This is a genomic window from Clostridium sp. AF36-4, from assembly GCF_003435975.1.
GTDB lineage: Bacteria > Bacillota > Clostridia > Lachnospirales > Lachnospiraceae > Eubacterium_F.
Map to the genome: position 1 here is coordinate 85274 of NZ_QTVH01000007.1, position 20009 is coordinate 105282.

The 20009-nt window shown below is 40.8% G+C and carries 17 protein-coding genes; 5 read left to right on the forward strand and 12 right to left on the reverse strand.

Going from position 1 to position 20009, the window contains the following annotated elements; all coding sequences use genetic code 11:
* Positions 1 to 477 precede the first annotated feature (477 nt).
* The gene (gene trpS, locus DW005_RS05480; protein ID WP_117478494.1) at positions 478 to 1521 is read left to right on the forward strand and encodes a tryptophan--tRNA ligase; all 1044 of its coding nucleotides are present in this window, start codon (positions 478 to 480) and stop codon (positions 1519 to 1521) included.
* 112 nt (positions 1522 to 1633) lie between these two features.
* Here trpS and DW005_RS05485 read toward each other — a convergent pair whose 3' ends face one another.
* Positions 1634 to 2185 (reverse strand): biotin transporter BioY, encoded by a 552-nt coding sequence (locus tag DW005_RS05485; RefSeq protein ID WP_022377393.1) that lies wholly within the window; start codon positions 2183 to 2185, stop codon positions 1634 to 1636.
* Between the two features lie 333 nt (positions 2186 to 2518).
* Here DW005_RS05485 and DW005_RS05490 point away from each other — a divergent pair, with 333 nt between their 5' ends.
* Positions 2519 to 3778: an IS110 family transposase gene (locus tag DW005_RS05490; protein WP_117478495.1), complete on the forward strand. Its 1260-nt coding sequence runs from the start codon at positions 2519 to 2521 to the stop codon at positions 3776 to 3778.
* A 176-nt stretch (positions 3779 to 3954) separates the two neighbouring features.
* Here the strand turns inward: DW005_RS05490 and DW005_RS05495 are convergent, their stop codons facing one another.
* The 7 genes from DW005_RS05495 to DW005_RS05525 all read right to left on the reverse strand — a co-directional run bounded on the left by DW005_RS05495 (position 3955) and on the right by DW005_RS05525 (position 11553).
* The gene (locus tag DW005_RS05495; protein WP_117478496.1) at positions 3955 to 5154 is read right to left on the reverse strand and encodes a hypothetical protein; all 1200 of its coding nucleotides are present in this window, start codon (positions 5152 to 5154) and stop codon (positions 3955 to 3957) included.
* 13 nt (positions 5155 to 5167) lie between these two features.
* On the reverse strand, positions 5168 to 6235 hold the full coding sequence (locus DW005_RS05500) for a leucine-rich repeat domain-containing protein (RefSeq protein WP_181974955.1): 1068 nt from the start codon (positions 6233 to 6235) through the stop codon (positions 5168 to 5170).
* 102 nt (positions 6236 to 6337) lie between these two features.
* On the reverse strand, positions 6338 to 6862 hold the full coding sequence (locus DW005_RS05505; protein WP_022376532.1) for a nucleoside recognition domain-containing protein: 525 nt from the start codon (positions 6860 to 6862) through the stop codon (positions 6338 to 6340).
* Complete coding sequence (locus DW005_RS05510) at positions 6863 to 7456, reverse strand: nucleoside recognition domain-containing protein (protein ID WP_022376533.1); 594 nt, start codon at positions 7454 to 7456, stop codon at positions 6863 to 6865.
* Positions 7457 to 7513: 57 nt separating this feature from the next.
* Entirely contained in the window at positions 7514 to 7984 is a 471-nt protein-coding gene (locus DW005_RS05515) for a YwmB family TATA-box binding protein (protein ID WP_117478498.1), read from the reverse strand.
* Positions 7985 to 8636: 652 nt separating this feature from the next.
* Positions 8637 to 9887, reverse strand: coding sequence for a beta-ketoacyl-ACP synthase II (gene fabF, locus DW005_RS05520; RefSeq protein ID WP_242989372.1), 1251 nt, complete (start codon positions 9885 to 9887; stop codon positions 8637 to 8639).
* Entirely contained in the window at positions 9865 to 11553 is a 1689-nt protein-coding gene (locus DW005_RS05525; protein ID WP_022376536.1) for an AMP-binding protein, read from the reverse strand. The genes fabF and DW005_RS05525 overlap by 23 nt, the downstream gene beginning before the upstream one ends.
* 234 nt (positions 11554 to 11787) lie before the next feature.
* Here DW005_RS05525 and DW005_RS05530 point away from each other — a divergent pair, with 234 nt between their 5' ends.
* Both DW005_RS05530 and gltA read left to right on the forward strand, forming a co-directional pair.
* Complete coding sequence (locus tag DW005_RS05530; protein WP_117478499.1) at positions 11788 to 12630, forward strand: sulfide/dihydroorotate dehydrogenase-like FAD/NAD-binding protein; 843 nt, start codon at positions 11788 to 11790, stop codon at positions 12628 to 12630.
* 2 nt (positions 12631 to 12632) lie between these two features.
* Positions 12633 to 14024: an NADPH-dependent glutamate synthase gene (gene gltA / locus DW005_RS05535; RefSeq protein WP_022376538.1), complete on the forward strand. Its 1392-nt coding sequence runs from the start codon at positions 12633 to 12635 to the stop codon at positions 14022 to 14024.
* 117 nt (positions 14025 to 14141) lie between these two features.
* Here gltA and DW005_RS05540 read toward each other — a convergent pair whose 3' ends face one another.
* From DW005_RS05540 to DW005_RS05555, 4 genes are all read right to left on the reverse strand, one after another.
* Positions 14142 to 15842, reverse strand: coding sequence for an O-antigen ligase family protein (locus DW005_RS05540; RefSeq protein WP_117478500.1), 1701 nt, complete (start codon positions 15840 to 15842; stop codon positions 14142 to 14144).
* Positions 15843 to 15847: 5 nt separating this feature from the next.
* Positions 15848 to 16321, reverse strand: coding sequence for a hypothetical protein (locus tag DW005_RS05545; RefSeq protein WP_117478501.1), 474 nt, complete (start codon positions 16319 to 16321; stop codon positions 15848 to 15850).
* A 30-nt stretch (positions 16322 to 16351) separates the two neighbouring features.
* Entirely contained in the window at positions 16352 to 17059 is a 708-nt protein-coding gene (locus DW005_RS05550) for a response regulator transcription factor (RefSeq protein WP_117478502.1), read from the reverse strand.
* Positions 17060 to 17187: 128 nt separating this feature from the next.
* On the reverse strand, positions 17188 to 19113 hold the full coding sequence (locus tag DW005_RS05555) for a clostripain-related cysteine peptidase (RefSeq protein WP_117478503.1): 1926 nt from the start codon (positions 19111 to 19113) through the stop codon (positions 17188 to 17190).
* Positions 19114 to 19280: 167 nt separating this feature from the next.
* Between DW005_RS05555 and DW005_RS05560 the strand changes: the two genes are divergently transcribed.
* Entirely contained in the window at positions 19281 to 19994 is a 714-nt protein-coding gene (locus DW005_RS05560) for a LytTR family DNA-binding domain-containing protein (protein ID WP_117478504.1), read from the forward strand.
* Positions 19995 to 20009 lie beyond the last annotated feature (15 nt).

A 20009-nucleotide genomic window follows, 5' to 3' on the forward strand; every position in this document is an offset into this window, starting at 1 on the left:
TTTTGCGTCGCATTCAAAGCTAATCAAGAAAATTTATGAAGAAATTGCAACCTAAAAGGCGAAAATTAACAGAAAGAGTTGTTTTATCATCTAATTTCTCCAGATGAAACTTGATAAATGCATCCCTATGGGACAAATCAAGGGAAAAGAGTTGCATTGGAACCGCAGGTCTATTTTACAAAAGCTGCTCTCAATTATTTGGTGAATTGAAAAATTATACCCTTACGCGTTTGTTAAGCGGAAGCGGCGCAAGAGGTTCGGGGAACCTCTGACCTGCGCGGACCGGAGTGGAACGTAGAACCACGAGACGCAAAGCTTTTCTACGAAATTACGGAAAACAAAAAGTACCAACGAACACTTCCCCCAAAACTGTTTCTATCCCGACATTGACTTTTGATACAATACCTATTAAAATTGTTCTTATGAAAATTGCAACGGAGATTTGATAAAACGCAAGGCTCCGGATTGGAGGAAGAAATGAAGAAGACTATTTTGACAGGAGACCGTCCTACCGGCAAACTTCACGTCGGTCACTATGTAGGCTCCTTGAAACGCCGTGTAGAATTACAGAATTCCGGCGAATATGATGATATTTACATTATGATTGCAGATGCACAGGCTTTAACGGATAATGCAGATAACCCGGAAAAAGTTCGTAAAAACATTTCGGAAGTTGCTCTGGATTATTTGTCCTGTGGACTTGACCCGGAGAAATCGAACCTCTTCGTTCAGTCGTATGTCTCCGAACTTACAGAACTTACTTTTTATTACAGCAACTTAGTTACAGTTTCAAGATTGAAACGAAATCCTACGGTCAAATCAGAAATTCAGATGCGTGGCTTTAATGCAAGTATTCCGGTTGGTTTCTTTACTTACCCAATCAGCCAGGCCGCTGACATCACCGCCTTTAAAGCAACGACCGTACCGGTTGGCGAAGATCAGCTGCCAATGCTTGAGCAGGCACGTGAAATTGTCCGCAGTTTTAACACTACTTACGATGAGGTTTTGGTTGAGCCGAAAGCACTTTTGCCGGAAAATGAAATTTGCAGCCGTCTGCCGGGTACCGACGGCAAGGCAAAAATGAGCAAATCCCTTGGCAACTGTATTTATCTGTCCGATGAGCCGGAAGATATCCGCAAAAAAATCATGAGTATGTACACCGATCCGGACCACATCCGCATTGAAGATCCGGGAAAATTGGAAGGGAACACGGTATTTACTTATTTGGATGCTTTCTGCAAGGATGAATTGTTTGCAGAATACCTGCCGGATTACAGTTGTTTACAAGAATTGAAAGACCACTACACTCGTGGAGGTCTGGGTGACGTGAAGGTTAAGAAATTTTTGTACTCTGTTATTATGGAGGAACTTTCTCCAATTCAGGCAAGAAGAAAAGAGCTTGAAAAAGATATTCCAGCCGTTATGGAAATTTTGCACAAAGGAAGTATTAAGGCAAAAGAAGTTGCCGCGGGTACTTTGAGCGAAGTAAAACATGCAATGAAAATTGATTACTTTGATTAATGTTTCCTGCATAACGAATAAAACAAAAGGAGCAGTTATCCATGTCTCTTACGTGTAAACACGGTGTTACATGGAGAGCTGCTCCTTTTTATTTTGAATCTTTTCTTATTTCTTAAATTCGTTTTATCTGGTTTGCAACTGTCGGTGCAACAACTGCTGCAATCGCAATTTTAATCAAATCGCCCGGAATAAATGGAATTACACAAAGCGCCATTGCTGCGCCAAGTCCTGTTCCTGTCGAATAGCAGAACCACATCGTACCAAATGCATATGCAATCGCGGTACCAATAAGCATTCCGACAACGCAGAAAACAATATTTACAATCTTCTTATCCTTCTTAACCTGCATCAAAAGACCACATACAATTGCCATGAAAATAAATCCAATTAAGTAACCGCCAGTAGGACCGGCAACTTTACCAACCCCGCCTTCAAATCCGGAGAATACCGGAAGTCCAACCAGACCAAGCAGCAGGTATACAATATATGTGATGGTTGCCCGCTGCCAGCCAAGTACATATAAACTAAAGTAAATCACTAAGTTTGTCAGCGAAATCGGCACCGGACCAATCGGCACAGCAAGCGGTGCAAGTACACAGGTAAGCGCTGCAAATAACGCCATTAACACCATATCTTTCAGGTTAAAAAAGTTTTTTTCTTTCATTGTTATAATCCGCCTTTCTGCTTCGCGAAAGTCACCAATAGAATCATGAAAATATTAGTTTCTCTCGCTACGCTCGTTTCTATTTTCCCTTCCTCTTGATATTTGATATAATTCTTTTATAAGACTGACACACTACAGAACACGTGGAGGTGAGTGGCGGGGCTGTATAGCGGCGACCTCGTATTGTTATATGTTGTCGGTCATCCGTTAAGGCATCAATGAATGGCGCATAACAGTAGCCCGTAAACTTATCTCTTCCAAAGTCGACTCGATTTTGCCGGATGACCAGTCACTGTCAATCTTATAACTATAAATCATCAGGAGGTACTTTTATTGTCGTTTAAAATTCTTAAAAATAACTGCTGCGGACTTGATGTCCACAAAACCTGGATCTATGCCTGTATCGGCATTACGGATTCCTTTAAACGTACAGAGTATAAACAAGCCCGCTTCTCTTCCTTTACCAAAGGATTGCAGGAATTGTGTCTTTGGCTTGCTAAATACAATTGTATTGATGTTTGTATGGAATCTACCGGTAAGTATTGGATCCCTGTTTTTAATGTCTTAGAGAAAAATAACATCTTTGTTACTCTTTCTCACCCCAAATATACCAAGCCTCAAAAAGGCAACAAGACGGATTGCAAGGATGCCAAGTGGATCTGTGATCTATATATGTGTGGAATGGTAAAACCTTCCTTTATTCCACCTGCTGACATCCGTCAATTAAGAGATTTAGTAAGATACCGTTTCAAACTCACTTGTATGATTACCGGTGAGAAGAACCGTGCTCATAACTGTCTTACTGTATCAAACTTAAAATTGGATGATGTCTTTTCTGATATATTTGGCAAATCATCTCGTTCCATTACGGAACAGATCTTACAACACCCGGGGGAAGTTTTTGATGTAGCACCTTTTGTGGATAGCAGATGCAAAACTCCTATCGAGGAAATACAGGCTGCTGTTGATGGTGCCATCTCTCACGAACAGGCTGTAAAACTTAGACAGTGCCTTAAACACATCGATGAATTAGAAATGCACAAAGCAGAAATAGAACGGGAAATCTTTCGTCTCAGCCAAAAGTACGAAAGTGTCCTTGATCTTATTCGAACCATACCAGGATTCGATAAAAATCCATTGACTGCTATCCAGGTGCTTTCTGAAATCGGGGCGGATATGTCTGTCTTCCCCACTGCCAAAAACCTCGTTTCATGGGCAGGATGCTGTCCCCGTAACGACCAGAGCAGTCGCAAGATCAAGTCCACTAGGATTTCCCGTGCTGGTTCTTATTTTAAACCAGTTTTGGTGCAAATTGCAAATGCTTTAATCAAATCGAAGAAACATCCTGAATTTACCACACGATATCGTCGTATAAAAGCACGCCGTGGTCACAAGAAAGCTATCATTGCCATCTGTCGTATGATCCTGACCGCTATCTGGCACATACTTACAGATTTAAAGCCTTATACACCGGAAGGTTTTCTTGAATCACGTCCTGTGAATAAAGAAAAAGTTCTGACCATTTCACAGGCACTTAATCTGATCAAACAACGAGGCTACATTATCAAGGATGATGTGGGTCCTGTTACCTGATTAGGTGTTGCGTCTATATTTACTTTTTAAACCAGCTGTTTAGGTGGTTTATTTGCTATGTCCTTTGTTTCTTGGTTGTCTAAAATTTCTTTTTTTCAAACTTTCATCCTCCGTTTTTCAAATGTAAACCTTTTATCTTGTCATAGTATACATTTGAAAATCGGAATTGTCAACCTTTATTTACATTCCACAAATTTTCCATCTTTGTCAAGTTTAAGCACCGCATGATTATCCCACTTGCCATCCTCCTCCATATGGAGCGTGACATCTAAATATATATTTTTAGAATTTGATTTTGGCGAAACTTTCATATCCATACTTGTTCCTACACAGTTCCAGCCCAAATCCTCAAACAGGGTATCTCTCTCATCCTGATTCTCAATGCATACCGTTCTTTTTCCTTTTTCCACACATAAAATATTCACACTGCTTTTATTATAGAAAAACTCTTTACTGCCAAATTTTCCGGCACTTGTATACTGCTTTTCATACGCTTTCCATACGTCATTTTTATCAAAAATCTTTTTACCCTGCGGGTTCTTCACAATAAAATTATGATTTTTAAAATCAAGCAAAACACTTGCATCACTTGTTTTATTATCATAATCGTGTTCCATTGCTTTCACAAGAATAGTCTGCGTTTTATCAGAACATTCGGCAGTACCTTTTTCAAAATTCTGATAAAATACTTTTAAATCCGCATATGAATATAACTGCCAAAATTCCTTTTCGTAAAAGTCTTCATTTTTCTCCCAAGACTCTTCAATTTTAAAATCAGAAAGACTCTTACATGACGGATAAGGAAAAGAAATATACTTTTGATTCTCATTCATATATTTCGGATACTCCAAAGTAAGCATTTGGTTTTCCAGACACAAATACTTATGTTTCTTCCCTTTCTCACTTCTTTCATAAAGGACATAAGAATTGTTATTCTTAAAATAATGCGCCGCCTTATATTTTTTGTGATTTTCATCCAGATAATCAGTTAATCCCACAAAATACGACGGATTTTTCTTTTGGACCGTTTTGAGATTTTCTTTATAAGAAATAAACTCCCAATTCTGGCCAAATTCCGAAACACAGCCACTGCCAGTGCCAAATCTGACTGCCTGAATAGAAAAATCTTTTTGCTTCGTATCCCAGCGCTCAACGGATAATTTTATTTGTTTCAAATCTTTTGGATTTTCCCTTTTCCCGCTTGTGTTTTTTATTTTTTGTACCATAGGACTGCTCGTTGCTTCAACACTTTTTGGCGTTGTTTCTGCTCCTACCTCCAACGCCTTCTGCGGATTTTTTGACTGTTCCTTTGTGCCAGTCCCACATGCTGATAAACAAAGTACACACGCACACGCCAGCAAAATTTCTTTTCTCATAAGCAAAACCTCCCTACTTCACTCTTTTCCCACGGTAATAAATCTTTATCTTTTTATTATTTTTAACAAATGGCTTTTTCCAATTGTTATACCGTTTTACTTTATGCGAAATGATTAGCTTTTTCAGTTTAGCTTTGGTTACAACCACGTCTTCACTAATCTGTTTTATTTTTTTCGACAATGTCAACGTGCTTCCCTTGCCAAACACATAAACAAGTTCTTTTTCTGCCTTCCGATACAAACATCTTTTATGAACCGCAAAATACTTGTTTTTCTTCGACACTTTTACCGTTTTTAGGCTGGTGTTTTTTAACGCCGTCGGCTCAATCCATTTCACGCTCTTTGGTATTGTAATTTTCTTTGTATCCGGCATTACCTGAATCAAAGTTTTTTCGGTTTGATTGATAACCATATTGCCAGAAAATGTAAGTGTGTCATTTTTTAAATATTTAGTTTCATGTGCAAGCCCCGGCAGCCCATCACAGTAGCCAAAAACATTCGCAGCCTCCACTCTAAATTTTGCCGGAAAATCAATTTTCTTAATATCTTTGCTTCCGAAAAATGTTCCATTTTTCAAACTTGTAAGTTTGTCTGACAAATGAATATATTTTAAGTTTCCCATTGCACCAAAAGTACAAGATCCCATCTCGCGAATTGTATCAGGCATCACAACGGATTTAACATTAAGTATTTCCAAAGTCGGTCGGCTGTCGGCATCACAATAATCAAACATTGTCACACCAAATAAGTTTTGTGGCCACGCAGCTTCTTCCCCCTGATATAAATCTGCACTATATCCCAATCTCACAACCGGCGCATTTTCAATTTTTTGAGGAATTATGATATCTAGCATTTTCTTTTTGTCCAATAAATCCACCGTAAAAATCCAGCTCTCTTTTTTATCTTTCGATAAATATGCGTGATAGGTTGCATCCTGATTGGTAATCGTATATTCCTTAGAAACATCCCAGTAATCCAACCGCTCCATCGCAGAAATCTCCGCTGCATTTGAAACATTTGCTTTCAAGCACAATGCAAAAAACAGCAAAAACATCGACACCAAAATCTTTTTCATTTTCATAAAATCACTCTCCTTACTTTCATTTACACGTCCATTAATCATGTACCTTGTACTTATATAACGAATGATAACTGGAAAATGTTGCAAAAGTAAGGAATTTTTTTACGACATTCCCACCAGCAAAACCGCCACCATCGCCCCGGCAAAAGTTGCCACCAATGCACCGGTAAGTGTATAACGCGTTTTGGTCACGCGCGCCGTCATAAAATAAACGCTCATGGTATAGAAAATGGTTTCCGAACAACTCATAAGAACTGACGCTAATGTACCAAGATACGAATCGGTCCCATATGTTTTATATATATCAAGCAAAAGACCGGTTGCCGCCGAGGATGAGAACATTTTCACGATAAAAAGTGGAAGCAGTTCGCCCGGGAAATGAAGGATATTTACAACCGGTGCAAATATACCGGCGAGCCACTCCATAAAACCGGACTGCCGCAAAATTCCTACACCAATCATCAAACCAATTAACGTCGGCAGAATTTTATAGACCGTCAAAAATCCATCTTTGGCTCCCTCAATAAACGAATCAAAAATATCCACTTTTTTGCACATGCCATAGCCGACAAGATAGAGAATCACGAATGGTATCATGCAATCTGAAATATAATAAAGGACTTCCATTTACCGCTCCCCCTTTTTCTTTGATACTTTTCTTGCTATTACAGAAAAAATAACACCGGCTGCCGTCGACACAATTGTAGCCACCAGCCCCATGCCAAGAATGGAAGCAGGCGAGGCAGAACCATACTGGCTTCGATACGCTATAATATTAACCGGAATCAATTGCAGAGAAGAAATATTGATAATCAAAAAAGTACACATATCCGCACTGGCAATGTGGCTTCCATGATTTAATTTTTTCAATTCTTCCATTGCCTTTAAGCCAACCGGCGTAGCCGCCCATCCAAGTCCAAGAACATTACTAATCATATTGGCGGCCATATATTCATTTGCCTTATGCTCTTTTGGCACGCCCGGAAATAAAAAGGCAAGAACCGGTCGAAGTGCTTTTGTAAGCGCATCGATAATTCCTGCCTTTTTTGCAATATTCATAAGTCCTGTCCACATGGACATGATGCCAAGCATCGTAATACATAAAGTCACTGCTTCTTTTGACGAATCCAGTGCTGCTGTTCCGATTTCTCCGATTTTGCCGGTTGCCGCCGCAAACAAAATCCCAATGAGAATCATAAATCCCCAAAGTTTATTGAGCATACGCACACGCCTTTTTCTTTTATTGTATGCGGCAGGAAAATAAACATTCCCACAAAATCAAAAATCACTGTTAATGAGTGGTGTTCCAAACACAACTTTTGTAACATCTTCTTTTTCATCATAGGAAAATGCAGCCATCATATTTATGCGTCTGCCATTTACCTTTTTGGAACTTTCAAATCCGCTTGTATAGCCGTATGCGACATAGTAATCCGAACTGCTATCGGAATTGCTGTTCATTACTTCTCCACCGCCAAACTGACGAAAAAGTTTGTCCGCCATTGTTTGCTGCTCCGATGCATTCAGCCTGCCATTTACCACACCTTCCATCACACGATTGTCACTATTTATATTTCTTGTATCAGCAGCCGCCTCCTGAGTTGATGCTTTCATAATGTCACTTTTTGCAAATGCCTGTTCAAAAGCAGTCTGCGAAACATACCATCTGGTTAATACAGTCTGCAAAATCACAATAGCCCACAGAACGAATGCCGCAAAAGCCGCTGCAAAAAATTTCTTCTTGCCCAAATAAAATCATCCTTTCCAAAGTCATCCACTTGTGACTTTCTTATAGGATTTCCGATTTTTTGAAAAATATGCAAAAATTTCAGTTGTTTTTTTATCTGTTACAATGTTTTTTAATTGCAATAATCAAGCGGAATCTTTTGCGCATCATGGGCGTTTTCGCTCATTGAGCTGCGTAACAGCAGGGGCATTGAAACTACCAATGCCTCCTGCTGACGCGCTCAAAACCCACGATTCACAAAAGATTCCGCTTGATTATTGCAAACAAAAAAAGATAAGTAACCGTTAATACAAACAAAATAATGCCTGACATTCTCGACAACGCTTTTTTCAAAAAATCGTGCTAAGCGTTGTTTTTTAGCTTGTCTTTTTCCCCAAAATATTCCTTTTTTAGGTGGCGTCAAGGTCAAAAACAACTCTTTTATCAATTTATCCCATTCATGGTTGCCCTTTCCCCGCCATGTCTTTACAGATAAGCAACCCTTTCAAGATTTTCAGCCTGTTTGCGTTGTCTTTAGCAAATTACAAGTGTAGTCAACTAAGTAATTTAAAAAGCAAAAATATAAATCGACAAAAAACATTATTCGCGTATGCGAATTCCCTGTTTTGAGTCGATTTATATTTTTGCCTTTTATAATAACTTAATTGTACTACATCACTCGTAGCGGCAAAAAATCACACTTGAATTCTGTCCGCCAAATCCAAACGAATTACTCATTGCCACACGAACCTCTTTTTCAATTGCTTTATGTGGCACATAATTCAATGAAGCACATTTTTCATCCAATTCATCCAGATTTAATGTTGGTGGAACGACGCCGGTGCGAATACACTGGATACATGTAATCGCCTCGGTAATACCGCCGGCACCCATCATATGTCCGGTTGCACCTTTTGTGGAAGTCACTGCCATTTCGCCAGCATGCTCTGAAAAAAGTTCTGCAATCGCATTCGTTTCAATTGGGTCACCCATACCGGTGGAAGTTCCATGTGTATTAATATAATCTACGGATTCTTTTGTAATACCTGCATGCTCGATTGCTTTTTCCATGCAGAATACCGCACCAATTCCTTCCGGATGCGGGCTCGTTACATGGTAGCCGTCGGTGCAGTTGGAAAATCCTGCAAGTTCTGCATAAATTTTAGCGCCGCGTTTTTTTGCATTTTCTTCCGTTTCAATAATCAGCGCACCGCCGCCTTCTCCAATGACAAAACCATCACGGTCTTTATCAAACGGGCGGCTCGCCTGCTGCGGATTCTCGTTATTGGTGGACAACGCATGTGCCGAAGCCAATCCCTGAATAAACAATGGGGATAATGCGGATTCCGTTCCCATCGCAAGAACGGCGTCTGCCTGTCCGGACATGATTAACATGCAGGCGGTACTGATTGCGTCACCACCGGAAGAACATGCTGTGCTCACCGTCAGACTTGGACCACGATAGCCTTTTGCAATTGCCACCTGGGCTGCTGCCTCATTGCCGATAATTTTCGGCACAAAGCGCGGGCTGACTTTTTTATGCTCTCCCTTGCTTAATCCATCCTGCACCTCTGCAATCGGAGAGATACCGCCAAGTGCCGTACCAACAACAATACCCATGCGCTCCGGTACAGTAATTTCCTCTCCGGCATCCGCGATTGCTTCCATCGCTGCTGCATAACCATACTGCATAAACACGTCCATTTCACGCGTCAGTTTCTTTGGCATAAAGTCTTCCGCATTAAAATCTTTGACTTCAGCCGCAATTTTTACCGGCAGTTCTTCAGTGTCAAAGCGGGTAATCGCTTCCACACCGCATTTTCCGGCCACAAGATTTTTCCAATAATTCTCTACGCCAATTCCAATCGGTGTCACAGCACCCATTCCGGTGATGACAAGCCGACTATTCGTTGTCTTCATTTTCATTCCAGTCATTCTCCTTGATTTCTTTTCTACGAATCTTACCACTTATAGTTTTAGGCAATTCCTTCGTAAAGTCAAGTATTTTTGGCCATTTATATGACGCAATATTCTTTTTCAAGGATTTCATAATCTCACTCCGCAGTTTATCCGTTCCCTCTTCACCGTTGGCAAGAACGATACTTGCCTTGATTGCCTGACCGCGGATTGGGTCCGGCACGGAAGTAACGGCACACTCCAAAACGTATGGAAGTTTCATAATTTCATTCTCAATTTCAAATGGTCCGATACGATAGCCGCTGGACTTAATTACATCATCGGTACGGCCAACATACCACAGATAACCATCCTCATCAAAGTAAGCCGTGTCACCTGTGTGATAATAACCATCATGCCATGCATTCTGTGTTTTTTCCTCGTCACCGTAATATTCCATAAACAAACCATTTGGCGCACCATCTTCTGTGCAGATAACAATTTCACCCTCTTCTTCCGGACCGGCAAGTGTTCCATCCGGCAGCATAATCTGTACATCATACTGTGGTGTCGGCACACCCATGGAACCCGGTTTCGGTGTTGTACCAACAAGGTTACCAATTGTCAATGTTGTCTCGGTCTGTCCAAATCCCTCCATCAGTGTAAGTCCGGTTTTTGCCTTAAATTTCTCAAAGATTTCCGGATTCAGTGCTTCGCCTGCTGTTGTTACATTCTGCAAAGAAGACAAATCGTACTGGTCTAATTTCAAATGTACCATTACACGGTAAACCGTTGGCGGTGCACAGAATGTTGTAATTTTGTATTTCTCAATCATATGAAGAATTTCTTTTGCATCGAAATTATCAAAATCATAGGTAAAAATACATGCCTCGCACAGCCACTGACCATAAATTTTACCCCACAAAGCTTTTCCCCAGCCGGTATCGGAAATAGCAAAATGGATGCCGTCCGGGTCAACCTGATGCCAGTATTTCGCTGTCACATAGTGTCCCAAAGGATACTTAAAGTTATGGGTTGTAATTTTCGGATACGAAGTCGTACCGGAAGTAAAGAACATAATCGATGGGTCATCACCATGGATTGCATTCTCACCATGTGGTCTGCGGAAATGACTTGAAAAATATTTTACTTCCTTGTTAAAGCTGCGCCATCCTTTGCGGCTGGCACCAACCATGATTTTCACTTTCAGATTTTTGTAGCTGCGGCACGCCTTATCCACTTCGCGTGAAACCGGGCCGTCTGCCGTACAAAGAATCGCATCTACATTACCGGCTTTAAAACGATATTCAAAATCGGATTTCAGTAAAAGATTTGTTGCCGGAATTGCTACTGCACCAATCTTGTGCAGTGCCAAAATCGCAAACCAGAACTGGTAGTGGCGTTTTAAAACGAGCATTACGCGGTCGCCTTTTTTAATTCCTAAAAACTGAAGATAGTTTGCTACCTTAGAAGAATAACGTGCCATATCATAAAAGGTAAAGGAGCGTTCCTTTCCATCCTTTGAAATGTGAAGCATTGCTACTTTGTCCGGATCTTTCTTTGCCATCTTATCTACCACATCATAAGCAAAGTTAAAATTATCATCATTTACAAATTTAATGTCCTGCAAAACACCGTTTTCATCTTCCTTAACCTGAATAAATGGTGCTGCAATATCGCCTTTTGAAAATGCCATTTGCGTTCCTCCTATATCAAATCCTGCAAATTGTTTTTATGTTCCATGTAGTTTTCAAAACCACATCATATTGTAAACAATACATCACGCTTTCTCTATTGTCAAGAAAAACAACGCAAAATCGTGATATTTAATATATTTTTTACACTTCCAGAAGAATCCGTTTGAATTTACCCTTATAATATGATAGAATTATGTTGACTTATGTACACAGATGAATGGAGGATTTTGTTTATGTTCAAAATTGTTGAAAAAAAGTCCCTGAATCCTACTGTCAGTAAAATCACAGTAGAGGCTCCATTAATTGCAAAAAAAGCAGAGCCGGGACAGTTTATTATCTTCCGCGCAAAAGAAGATAGCGAGAGAATTCCTTTGACAATCGCGGATTTTGACCGCGAGGCTGGAACCGTTACCATTATTTATCAGATTGTTGGTGCCGGTACAATGGAATTAGACACCTTAAAAGAAGGTGAATACATTCACGACTTTGTAGGCCCGCTTGGTGTTCCTACACACACAGAAGGATTGAAAAAAGTAGCAGTTGTCGGCGGTGGTGTTGGCTGTGCCATTGCTTACCCGATTACAAAGAAACTGCACCAGATGGGCGCTGAAGTTCACGCCATCGTTGGATTCCGTAATCAAGACTTAGTAATTCTCGAAGACGAATTCAAAGCAGCCAGTGACAAACTCGTCATGATGACCGATGACGGAAGTTATGGCGAAAAAGGTCTGGTAACAGACGCATTGGAAAAATTAATTCAGGATGGAAATGAATACGATGAAGTCATTGCCATCGGACCATTGATTATGATGAAATTTGTATGCCTGACAACTAAAAAATATGACATCAAAACCGTTGTCAGCATGAACCCGATTATGATTGACGGAACCGGTATGTGCGGCGGCTGTCGTCTGACAGTTGGCGGCGAAACCAAATTTGCTTGCGTAGACGGTCCGGATTTCGATGGACACCTCGTTGATTTCGATGAAGCAATGCATCGTGGAACAATGTACAAAGAATTTGAGACACACGCCCGCGATGAATATTGCAATCTACTCAAGAAAGGGGAAAATTAATCATGGCAGAGAGAAATATGGATATGAATAAATGCCCAATGCCGGTACAAGACCCGGATGTCCGTAATAAAAACTTTGACGAAGTAGCTCTTGGCTACACCTATGATATGGCAGTAAACGAAGCTCGTCGCTGCTTAAACTGTAAAAACAAACCTTGCGTCAGCGCCTGCCCGGTTCAGATTAACATTCCGGCATTTATTGAGCGCGTAGCAAATGAAGATATTGAAGGTGCTTTTGCGATTCTTTCGGAATCCACTTCCCTTCCTGCTGTCTGCGGCCGTGTATGCCCACAGGAAAATCAGTGCGAAGGCAAATGTGTCCGCGGCATCAAAGGCGAGCCGGTTGGTATCGGACGATTGGAGCGTTTCGTTGCTGACTACCACAGAGAGCACTGCACAGACGCACCGGTTAAACCGGAGCCAAACGGTCACAAAGTTGCTGTTATCGGTGCCGGCCCAAGTGGTCTTACCGTTGCCGGTGATTTGGCTAAATTAGGATACAAAGTAACAATTTTTGAAGCACTTCACCTTGCCGGCGGCGTTTTGGTTTATGGTATTCCGGAATTCCGTCTTCCAAAAGCAATTGTGCAGAAGGAAATTGATAACTTAAAAGCAATCGGTGTTGATGTAGAAACCAATATGGTAATTGGTAAAGTATTAACCATCGATGAAATTTTCGAAATGGGTAACGAAGCAATCTTCGTTGGTTCCGGTGCAGGACTTCCTCGTTTTATGAACATCCCAGGTGAAAGTTTGAAAGGTGTTTATTCTGCAAACGAATTCCTGACTCGTATCAACTTGATGAAAGCTTACCGCGACGGAAGCAAAACACCAATCCAGCACGCAAAGAAAGTCGCTGTTGTCGGTGGCGGTAACGTAGCTATGGATGCTGCCCGCAGTGCAAAACGTCTTGGTGCAGAAGAAGTTTACATTGTATACCGCCGTGGTATGGAAGAACTTCCTGCCCGTAAAGAAGAAGTTGAACATGCAGAAGAAGAGGGAATCATCTTTAAGACATTAAATAACCCGGTTGAAATCCTTGGCAATGACGAGGGTATGGTATGTGGCATGAAATGTGTTGAGATGGAACTTGGCGAACCGGATGAAAGCGGACGCCGTCGTCCGGTTGAAAAACCTGACAGCGAATTTGTTCTTGATGTTGACAGCGTAATCATGTCCATTGGTACAAGTCCAAACCCATTGATTCGCTCCACAACTCCTGGTCTGGAAGCAAATAACCGCGGATGCTTAATCACAAAGGATGAATCCGGTTTAACAACCCGTGATAATGTATACGCCGGTGGTGACGCCGTAACAGGTGCCGCAACCGTAATCCTTGCCATGGGTGCAGGAAAAGCTGCCGCTAAGGCAATTGATGAGGCGCTGAGAGGATAAATAATACGGCTATTCTTACGATAAAAAAGGAAAAACTGCAAACCGACTCGAAACAGAGAATTCGCTTCACGAATTATGTTTCTCGCTGGTTTGTGGTTTTTCCTTTTTTAGGTAAGTCTAACTTATTGTATTCCTAACTCTATCACCCATTCCACCCGCTCCCAGTCCTAACAGACACCAAAACACAGGCGCTGTTACTACCATAGAATCATTAAACATCCCGGCAAAGAGATATCCTAATACAGAAATCAAAATTGCCCGTATAAAATACTCTTTTTGCGTATGGCACTTTCCTTTGGCTGCCGCAAAGCCACGCTTTAAAAAAATCACAAAAAATGCAAGCATCAGAACAAGCGAGAGGCACCCTGTCTCAATTCCCATCTGAAGATAATAATTATGTGGCTTCTTATAATAAGTTGTCAACAAATCATACTGATATCTGGCAACATAATCATTATGCGGGAACACAAAACCAAACTGGTCGGGCCCCGCGCCAAGCAGCACATAATCTTTTAACAGCGGTATCGTTCTTGACCACACAAAACCTCGAAGCGATGCCACCTCATTCATCCACGATGGCAGTGCCGTTTCGGCGCGAATACACAAATCCCATTTTCCGTTTGCATTGAGATAATAATACTTCCCATCCCCACGCTGATTGGTAAACCGCCAGACACTCTTTTTGTACTTCATTTCATAGCCATAAACGGTCTTTTCACCGTCCGCAAATGCTTTCTTTTCAAATGAAAATGCTTTCCACTTTCTATCCGGTGTCTTTTTAAGCGTGATATTTTCACCGCTTCCCTCTATGACAAAAGAATAATTTTTCTTTTTATAGCGGATTTTCACATGGTCATCCTTCGTTTCAATATAAGATAACTTTTTACTTCCCTTGGTAGAAAACCGAACCTGCTGCCATTTTCCAAAAATATCCCCTGTGATGTACCAGTTGCAGAAAAATAAAATTGCAAGCACAGAAACAAAGACGCATAGAATTGTCCTTTTGTACTGACAGACTTTATTCCGATATTTTACGCCGCCAATACAAAACGAAACCAGTACCGCAAGCGTGCCGGTCCGCGACTGGGAACCAAAAAGGCAGAAAATCAGCAGATAAAAAAGCACGAACCAAAAGGTTCTCTCCCGCTTTTTACCCGCCTCATGGAAATAAACAATCATTGCCACCGTCACCGGCAGAAGAAGCGCTACATAGCTCCCCACATAGTTCCAATGGTACAAAGTTAAATATATAAAATGTGAAACTCTCGCCTTTCTCCCACCTAGAAACTCTTTCACAAAGCCCATTGACAATAAATCAAATCCAAAGAACTGCGAAATGCCAATCACGCCAAGGATTCCAATTGAGACACCAAGGATTTTTATCAATATAGAAATATTCCCTGTTTTTTTCACCCAAAAAAAACTGTAAAAGAACACAACCAGATACGAAAGTATTACGAAAAGCCCCTGCATATTGCCGGTCATCCCCCGCACACTCAGAAAAAGATGATTTGCATGCAGAGAAGATGCAATTGCAAAACCACCATATAATATAGGTAGAAGAAGATATTTTGGCATCTCGTGAATCTGCCACCAAAAGCGCATACGAGCCAAAATCACAATCATAAAAAGGCAGCAAAAAAACAGGACAAACAATTTACCATACAAAAAGAAATCTGACTCAACCGCATTTGCGGGAAGCCACGGTTCATTCTCTGTGTATGTTTTACTGTTTATCCTGCCTACAACAAGGGGCAGAAACGCAAGCACCAAAGCAATTGGTGCTAACGTTATCCATTTGTCCCATTTTTTCATCATATTCCCTACTGTGCAGCTTCAGTAGCTCCTTCTTCAACAGCTCCGTCAGTCTGAGTCTGAGCGTCCTGCTGAACAGGTGTCATATCAGCTTTTCCCTTTTCCAAAACAACTTCCATTGTCTGTCCATTTCCCAAATCTAATTTGTATGTGAGCGTCTTCTTGTCTTTGTCATATGCCATGGACATGTAAATTTCATCTTTACCTTCCATTTTAACTTCAATTCCGTCAGAACGTCTCTCATAATCAAATTTTGTCTCACCGTTTGCAGTTACCATTGTCATTTTATCATCTTCTGTAATATTTACATTTACAGTTGCCTGACTAGGGTCAACGCCAAGGGATGCTGCATATTCATCAATCGTCATACCATTGATTGTCTTTGCTGTCCAATCACCTTTGATGTCGTCATAAGAAATACCACATCCTGCCAAACTTAACATCATTACAAATACTAATACTGCTGATACAATCTTTTTCATTTTCTAAATCCTCCAAATTTTAATTTTTTATTAAATATTGTTATTTACTTTCATTTGCCACAACAAGCATAATTCCTTTTGTAATCGTATCGGAATAAAGATTTGTTCACCTCCCCGTAAAATAATTTCTGTTTTGGTAACATCTTTAATATAGCCCGCATTGATGTAATAACTTTTCCCGCAGGTAACAAAATCACCGCCATCCGGCATTTTTTCTTTTGCCCTCGTGAGCGAACAATTTGTCCGAAAATCCCCATGCAGCGTATGTATCATCGTCGCATGCCCACATGTTTCCATGTAAATGATTTCGTCTAAGCAAAATCTTTTCATTGTGCGGTCTACCATAAATGATATGTTTTTTTTCATTTGATAAAACATATTCTGAAAACGGTTCAGCGCACAATCAACCTGCTGCTGCACAAACGGCTTTATCAAAAAGCCATCGGCATATACGGAAAAGGCATCCATTGCATAGCATTCAGATGCTGCTGTCATAATCATCTTCTGATTACTCTTTCTCCCCTGAAGTTTTTGTACAATCACAGGGTCTTTTATCTTTTGCTCCGGAAGGTTCACAATCATAAGACTCGGTTTGTTTATCGGAAGTTCGGATAACATATTTTCGACCGAGCTGAATTCCTTTATGCTTACCTGATAATTGCCACGCAGATATTTATCTACGCACTTTTTTATCGCTGACCGCTCTTTTGCGGATTCATCACATAAATAAATTCGCATAAAACCCCTCCTCAAAAGATTCCGTGCTCCCAAAATATCATACTTTGCGGATAAATCCTACGCTTTCTGTCAAAACGGTAAAAAAAATGCAGAAACGGTAAAGTCTCTGCATTTTTTATAAATTTCTTTTATAACTCCGGCTTAATCTCGCCATTTTTCAAATTCAGGAAGGCAACGTCCGACATCGTGCTCTTACCGGTAATATCCGTTACTTCATAAGTAAAGGCATATTTTCCATCCGGCAAATCTTTTTCCTTAAACTGGTAACTTTCTTTCCAGCTAAATTCCTCATCCGGCATTTCCTGAACCTCATCATTTCCTTCCATGCTCTGTGCGTAATAGACAATAGCTACTTTATCGCCCTTTTCCAATGGCCGCATATCTTTTCCCGCCTGTCCGGACTCATCCACACCGGAAGTCGCACCAAGAATATAGAAGTCTTTTGCCTCATAATCATAGGCAACACTTAAATAACTGTCTTCTCCATTTAATTTAATCGGAACTGTATACAAATTATAATCATCGCCCTCATAAACTAACTCCATGTAACATTCTCTGTCATTGATGGAGCCCCAGACACCACGGAAGTTATCCTGGAATACACCTTTTTCCCAGTCGCACTCTAAGTCGTTATCTTTTCCCAAAAAGACAATTGCTTTTCCGTCGTCACTGATATAAGCAAAATTGAAAGCAATGCTCTGAATACTATCTAATTTTGCCGGGTCAATGTTCAACTGGATGTAATCATTTTCATTAATTGACATCTCAAGGTCACCGTCAAATCCGCTTACTTCCTGTACTTCGCCGACACCACTTTCGCTCAATGCCTCATCGGATATATTGGCACCGATGGAATAATTGACAAAGGAAGAATAAATATTCTCTGCGGCAATCTGCTGGTAACGGGCTGCTGATTCCTGGTCGCCGTCATAGGAATAATAAACCGAAAGTCCGCTTGCATGACGGCGGTAGTCTCCATTTATTTTATAAACAATCGCATCGGAAAGTGCTTTTTCAATCTGCGCTTTGCTCTCACCAATCAACCCTTCTGCATTCTGTGCCAAATGCCCTAAGTCAACCATGTTTGTGTATCCTTCTTTGTCATTGTTACCACCATAATTTTCTGCCTTCGTGGCACTTCTGGCAAATTCCGCGCATACAGAAGAATCTTTTTCTGCTTTTTTCAAAACGACCTTACCCATATTCTGCAGGGCCTCAATTATTGCCGGTGTCTTGGACAAATCGGTTACGGAAAGTGTAATTTCCGCATCCGTTCCTGCTTGTTTACAACCTTGTTTAAAACTGTCGCAGATTTCTTTACCAAGTTCGGCACCGTTCATAGCCGGATTTTTTGCAAGTTTAGAAAGCCATCCGCTGTACAGCCATCCATTTCCCGGCTCTGTCTCCTCAGACGCTACCATGTAGGACGCATAATTCTGGAATACATTCGCTGTATCTACCGTTGCCATCAGGCAGGTATCAAAACCAACAACCTCAAACGGCTTTTTGTCACCGTAGACATCTTTCATAACAGCGGAAAGTTCGTCTAATACCAACGAATCCATTTCATAATTTTCATCAAAAGATACACCGCTTACACTTCCACCACCATGATTCCAGAACAACAACATCTTATGGTCTGCCGGATAGTTTTCCTCTGCATAATTGAGGAATCCCTTTAACGTCTCCGGATCACCCATGCTTGCCTGCTCAGTTTCATCTTTTAAAGTAAGTGTATCTCCACTGTACTCATAACGCTGAATCCGGTCGGTTTTTACCTGATCATTCTGCCACTTTGACGCACCACCCGTCTGAATTACCACTTTTACGTTTTCCGGAAGCTTAACCTGCATCATTTCATTTAGATCTGCTGTTGCTGCACCGTAATTGCTCTCCAAATCGCTACCACACAGATACCAATAAACAACCCAAGTATCCTCCTTACTGAAACTCTGTTTCGCTTCTTTCTCTTCGTCCGCGCAGCCGGTCATTGAAAATAACATACACAAAACCAGAACAAGCGCCGTCCATTTTTGATATTTTTTTATCTCCATCTTAAAATTTCTCCTTTCTGCTCATTTCTTCATTGTATCGGCTCTTTCTAAATCCTGCAACAAACCTTGCAGAATTGTGGGCAAAGGGTGAAAAATTGCTTGACCCTTCCTTATGAATTTGTTAAAATTTTATATAGGTAAATGTCGCAAAATGATAGGAGGCAGCAATGAATATCGCAATTGTAGATGACTCAGAAAGCGACCGCCAATTACTACAGGAATTGCTAATACGTTATTTCGATATAAGCGGAATCAGTATTACGATTTACCCGTTTCAGTCGGGTGAACTTTTTTTGGCAGGGCTTTCTCACCATTCCTTTGACCTTGTCTTTCTCGATATTTTCATGGATGAGATTACCGGTATGGACGCGGCACACAAATTATTAGAAGCAGGCTGCGACTGCACAATTATTTTTTTAACGTCCAGCCGCGAATATGCACTCGAAGGATACGAAGTAGGGGCTTTTCGTTATTTGCTTAAGCCACTTACTTACGACAAGTTGGAAGATACATTAAATCCCTTTTTACGCAAATTTCGTGGGGAAGCAAGGAAGCTTCCACTTATGGTAGAGCGGACACCGCTGTACATTCCTTATTCGGATTTGTACTATTTATCATCGGTGATGCGCCAGACAGAAGTTCATTTAGAAAAAAAGGTGCTAAAACAGTCTTCCGCCATTAATTTTCAAAAAACAGTCGCTCCACTCCTTAGTGATTCCCGGTTTTTCCTTTGTTCCAAAGGCATTATCGTGAATTTACAGCATGTGAGTGAATTAGAAAAAGATCACTTCGTTCTCAATAATGGAGAGGAAGTACCAATTAGCCGGCGGAATCTATCGCAGGCAAAAAAGACTTTTTTGGATTTTTCGTTGAATCAGTAGCGGGAAAGGATATTT

Bases quoted from the DNA above. Each gene is read 5' to 3' on its own strand.
- DW005_RS05555 (WP_117478503.1), bottom strand. From the start codon at position 19,113: ATGGAGATAAAAAAATATCAAAAATGGACGGCGCTTGTTCTGGTTTTG.
- DW005_RS05530 (WP_117478499.1), top strand. From the start codon at position 11,788: ATGTTCAAAATTGTTGAAAAAAAGTCCCTGAATCCTACTGTCAGTAAA.
- DW005_RS05545 (WP_117478501.1), bottom strand. From the start codon at position 16,321: ATGAAAAAGATTGTATCAGCAGTATTAGTATTTGTAATGATGTTAAGT.
- DW005_RS05505 (WP_022376532.1), bottom strand. From the start codon at position 6,862: ATGGAAGTCCTTTATTATATTTCAGATTGCATGATACCATTCGTGATT.
- DW005_RS05495 (WP_117478496.1), bottom strand. From the start codon at position 5,154: ATGAGAAAAGAAATTTTGCTGGCGTGTGCGTGTGTACTTTGTTTATCA.
- gltA (WP_022376538.1), top strand. From the start codon at position 12,633: ATGGCAGAGAGAAATATGGATATGAATAAATGCCCAATGCCGGTACAA.
- DW005_RS05540 (WP_117478500.1), bottom strand. From the start codon at position 15,842: ATGATGAAAAAATGGGACAAATGGATAACGTTAGCACCAATTGCTTTG.
- DW005_RS05510 (WP_022376533.1), bottom strand. From the start codon at position 7,456: ATGCTCAATAAACTTTGGGGATTTATGATTCTCATTGGGATTTTGTTT.
- fabF (WP_242989372.1), bottom strand. From the start codon at position 9,887: ATGAAAATGAAGACAACGAATAGTCGGCTTGTCATCACCGGAATGGGT.
- DW005_RS05500 (WP_181974955.1), bottom strand. From the start codon at position 6,235: ATGAAAATGAAAAAGATTTTGGTGTCGATGTTTTTGCTGTTTTTTGCA.
- trpS (WP_117478494.1), top strand. From the start codon at position 478: ATGAAGAAGACTATTTTGACAGGAGACCGTCCTACCGGCAAACTTCAC.
- DW005_RS05550 (WP_117478502.1), bottom strand. From the start codon at position 17,059: ATGCGAATTTATTTATGTGATGAATCCGCAAAAGAGCGGTCAGCGATA.
- DW005_RS05485 (WP_022377393.1), bottom strand. From the start codon at position 2,185: ATGAAAGAAAAAAACTTTTTTAACCTGAAAGATATGGTGTTAATGGCG.
- DW005_RS05560 (WP_117478504.1), top strand. From the start codon at position 19,281: ATGAATATCGCAATTGTAGATGACTCAGAAAGCGACCGCCAATTACTA.
- DW005_RS05525 (WP_022376536.1), bottom strand. From the start codon at position 11,553: ATGGCATTTTCAAAAGGCGATATTGCAGCACCATTTATTCAGGTTAAG.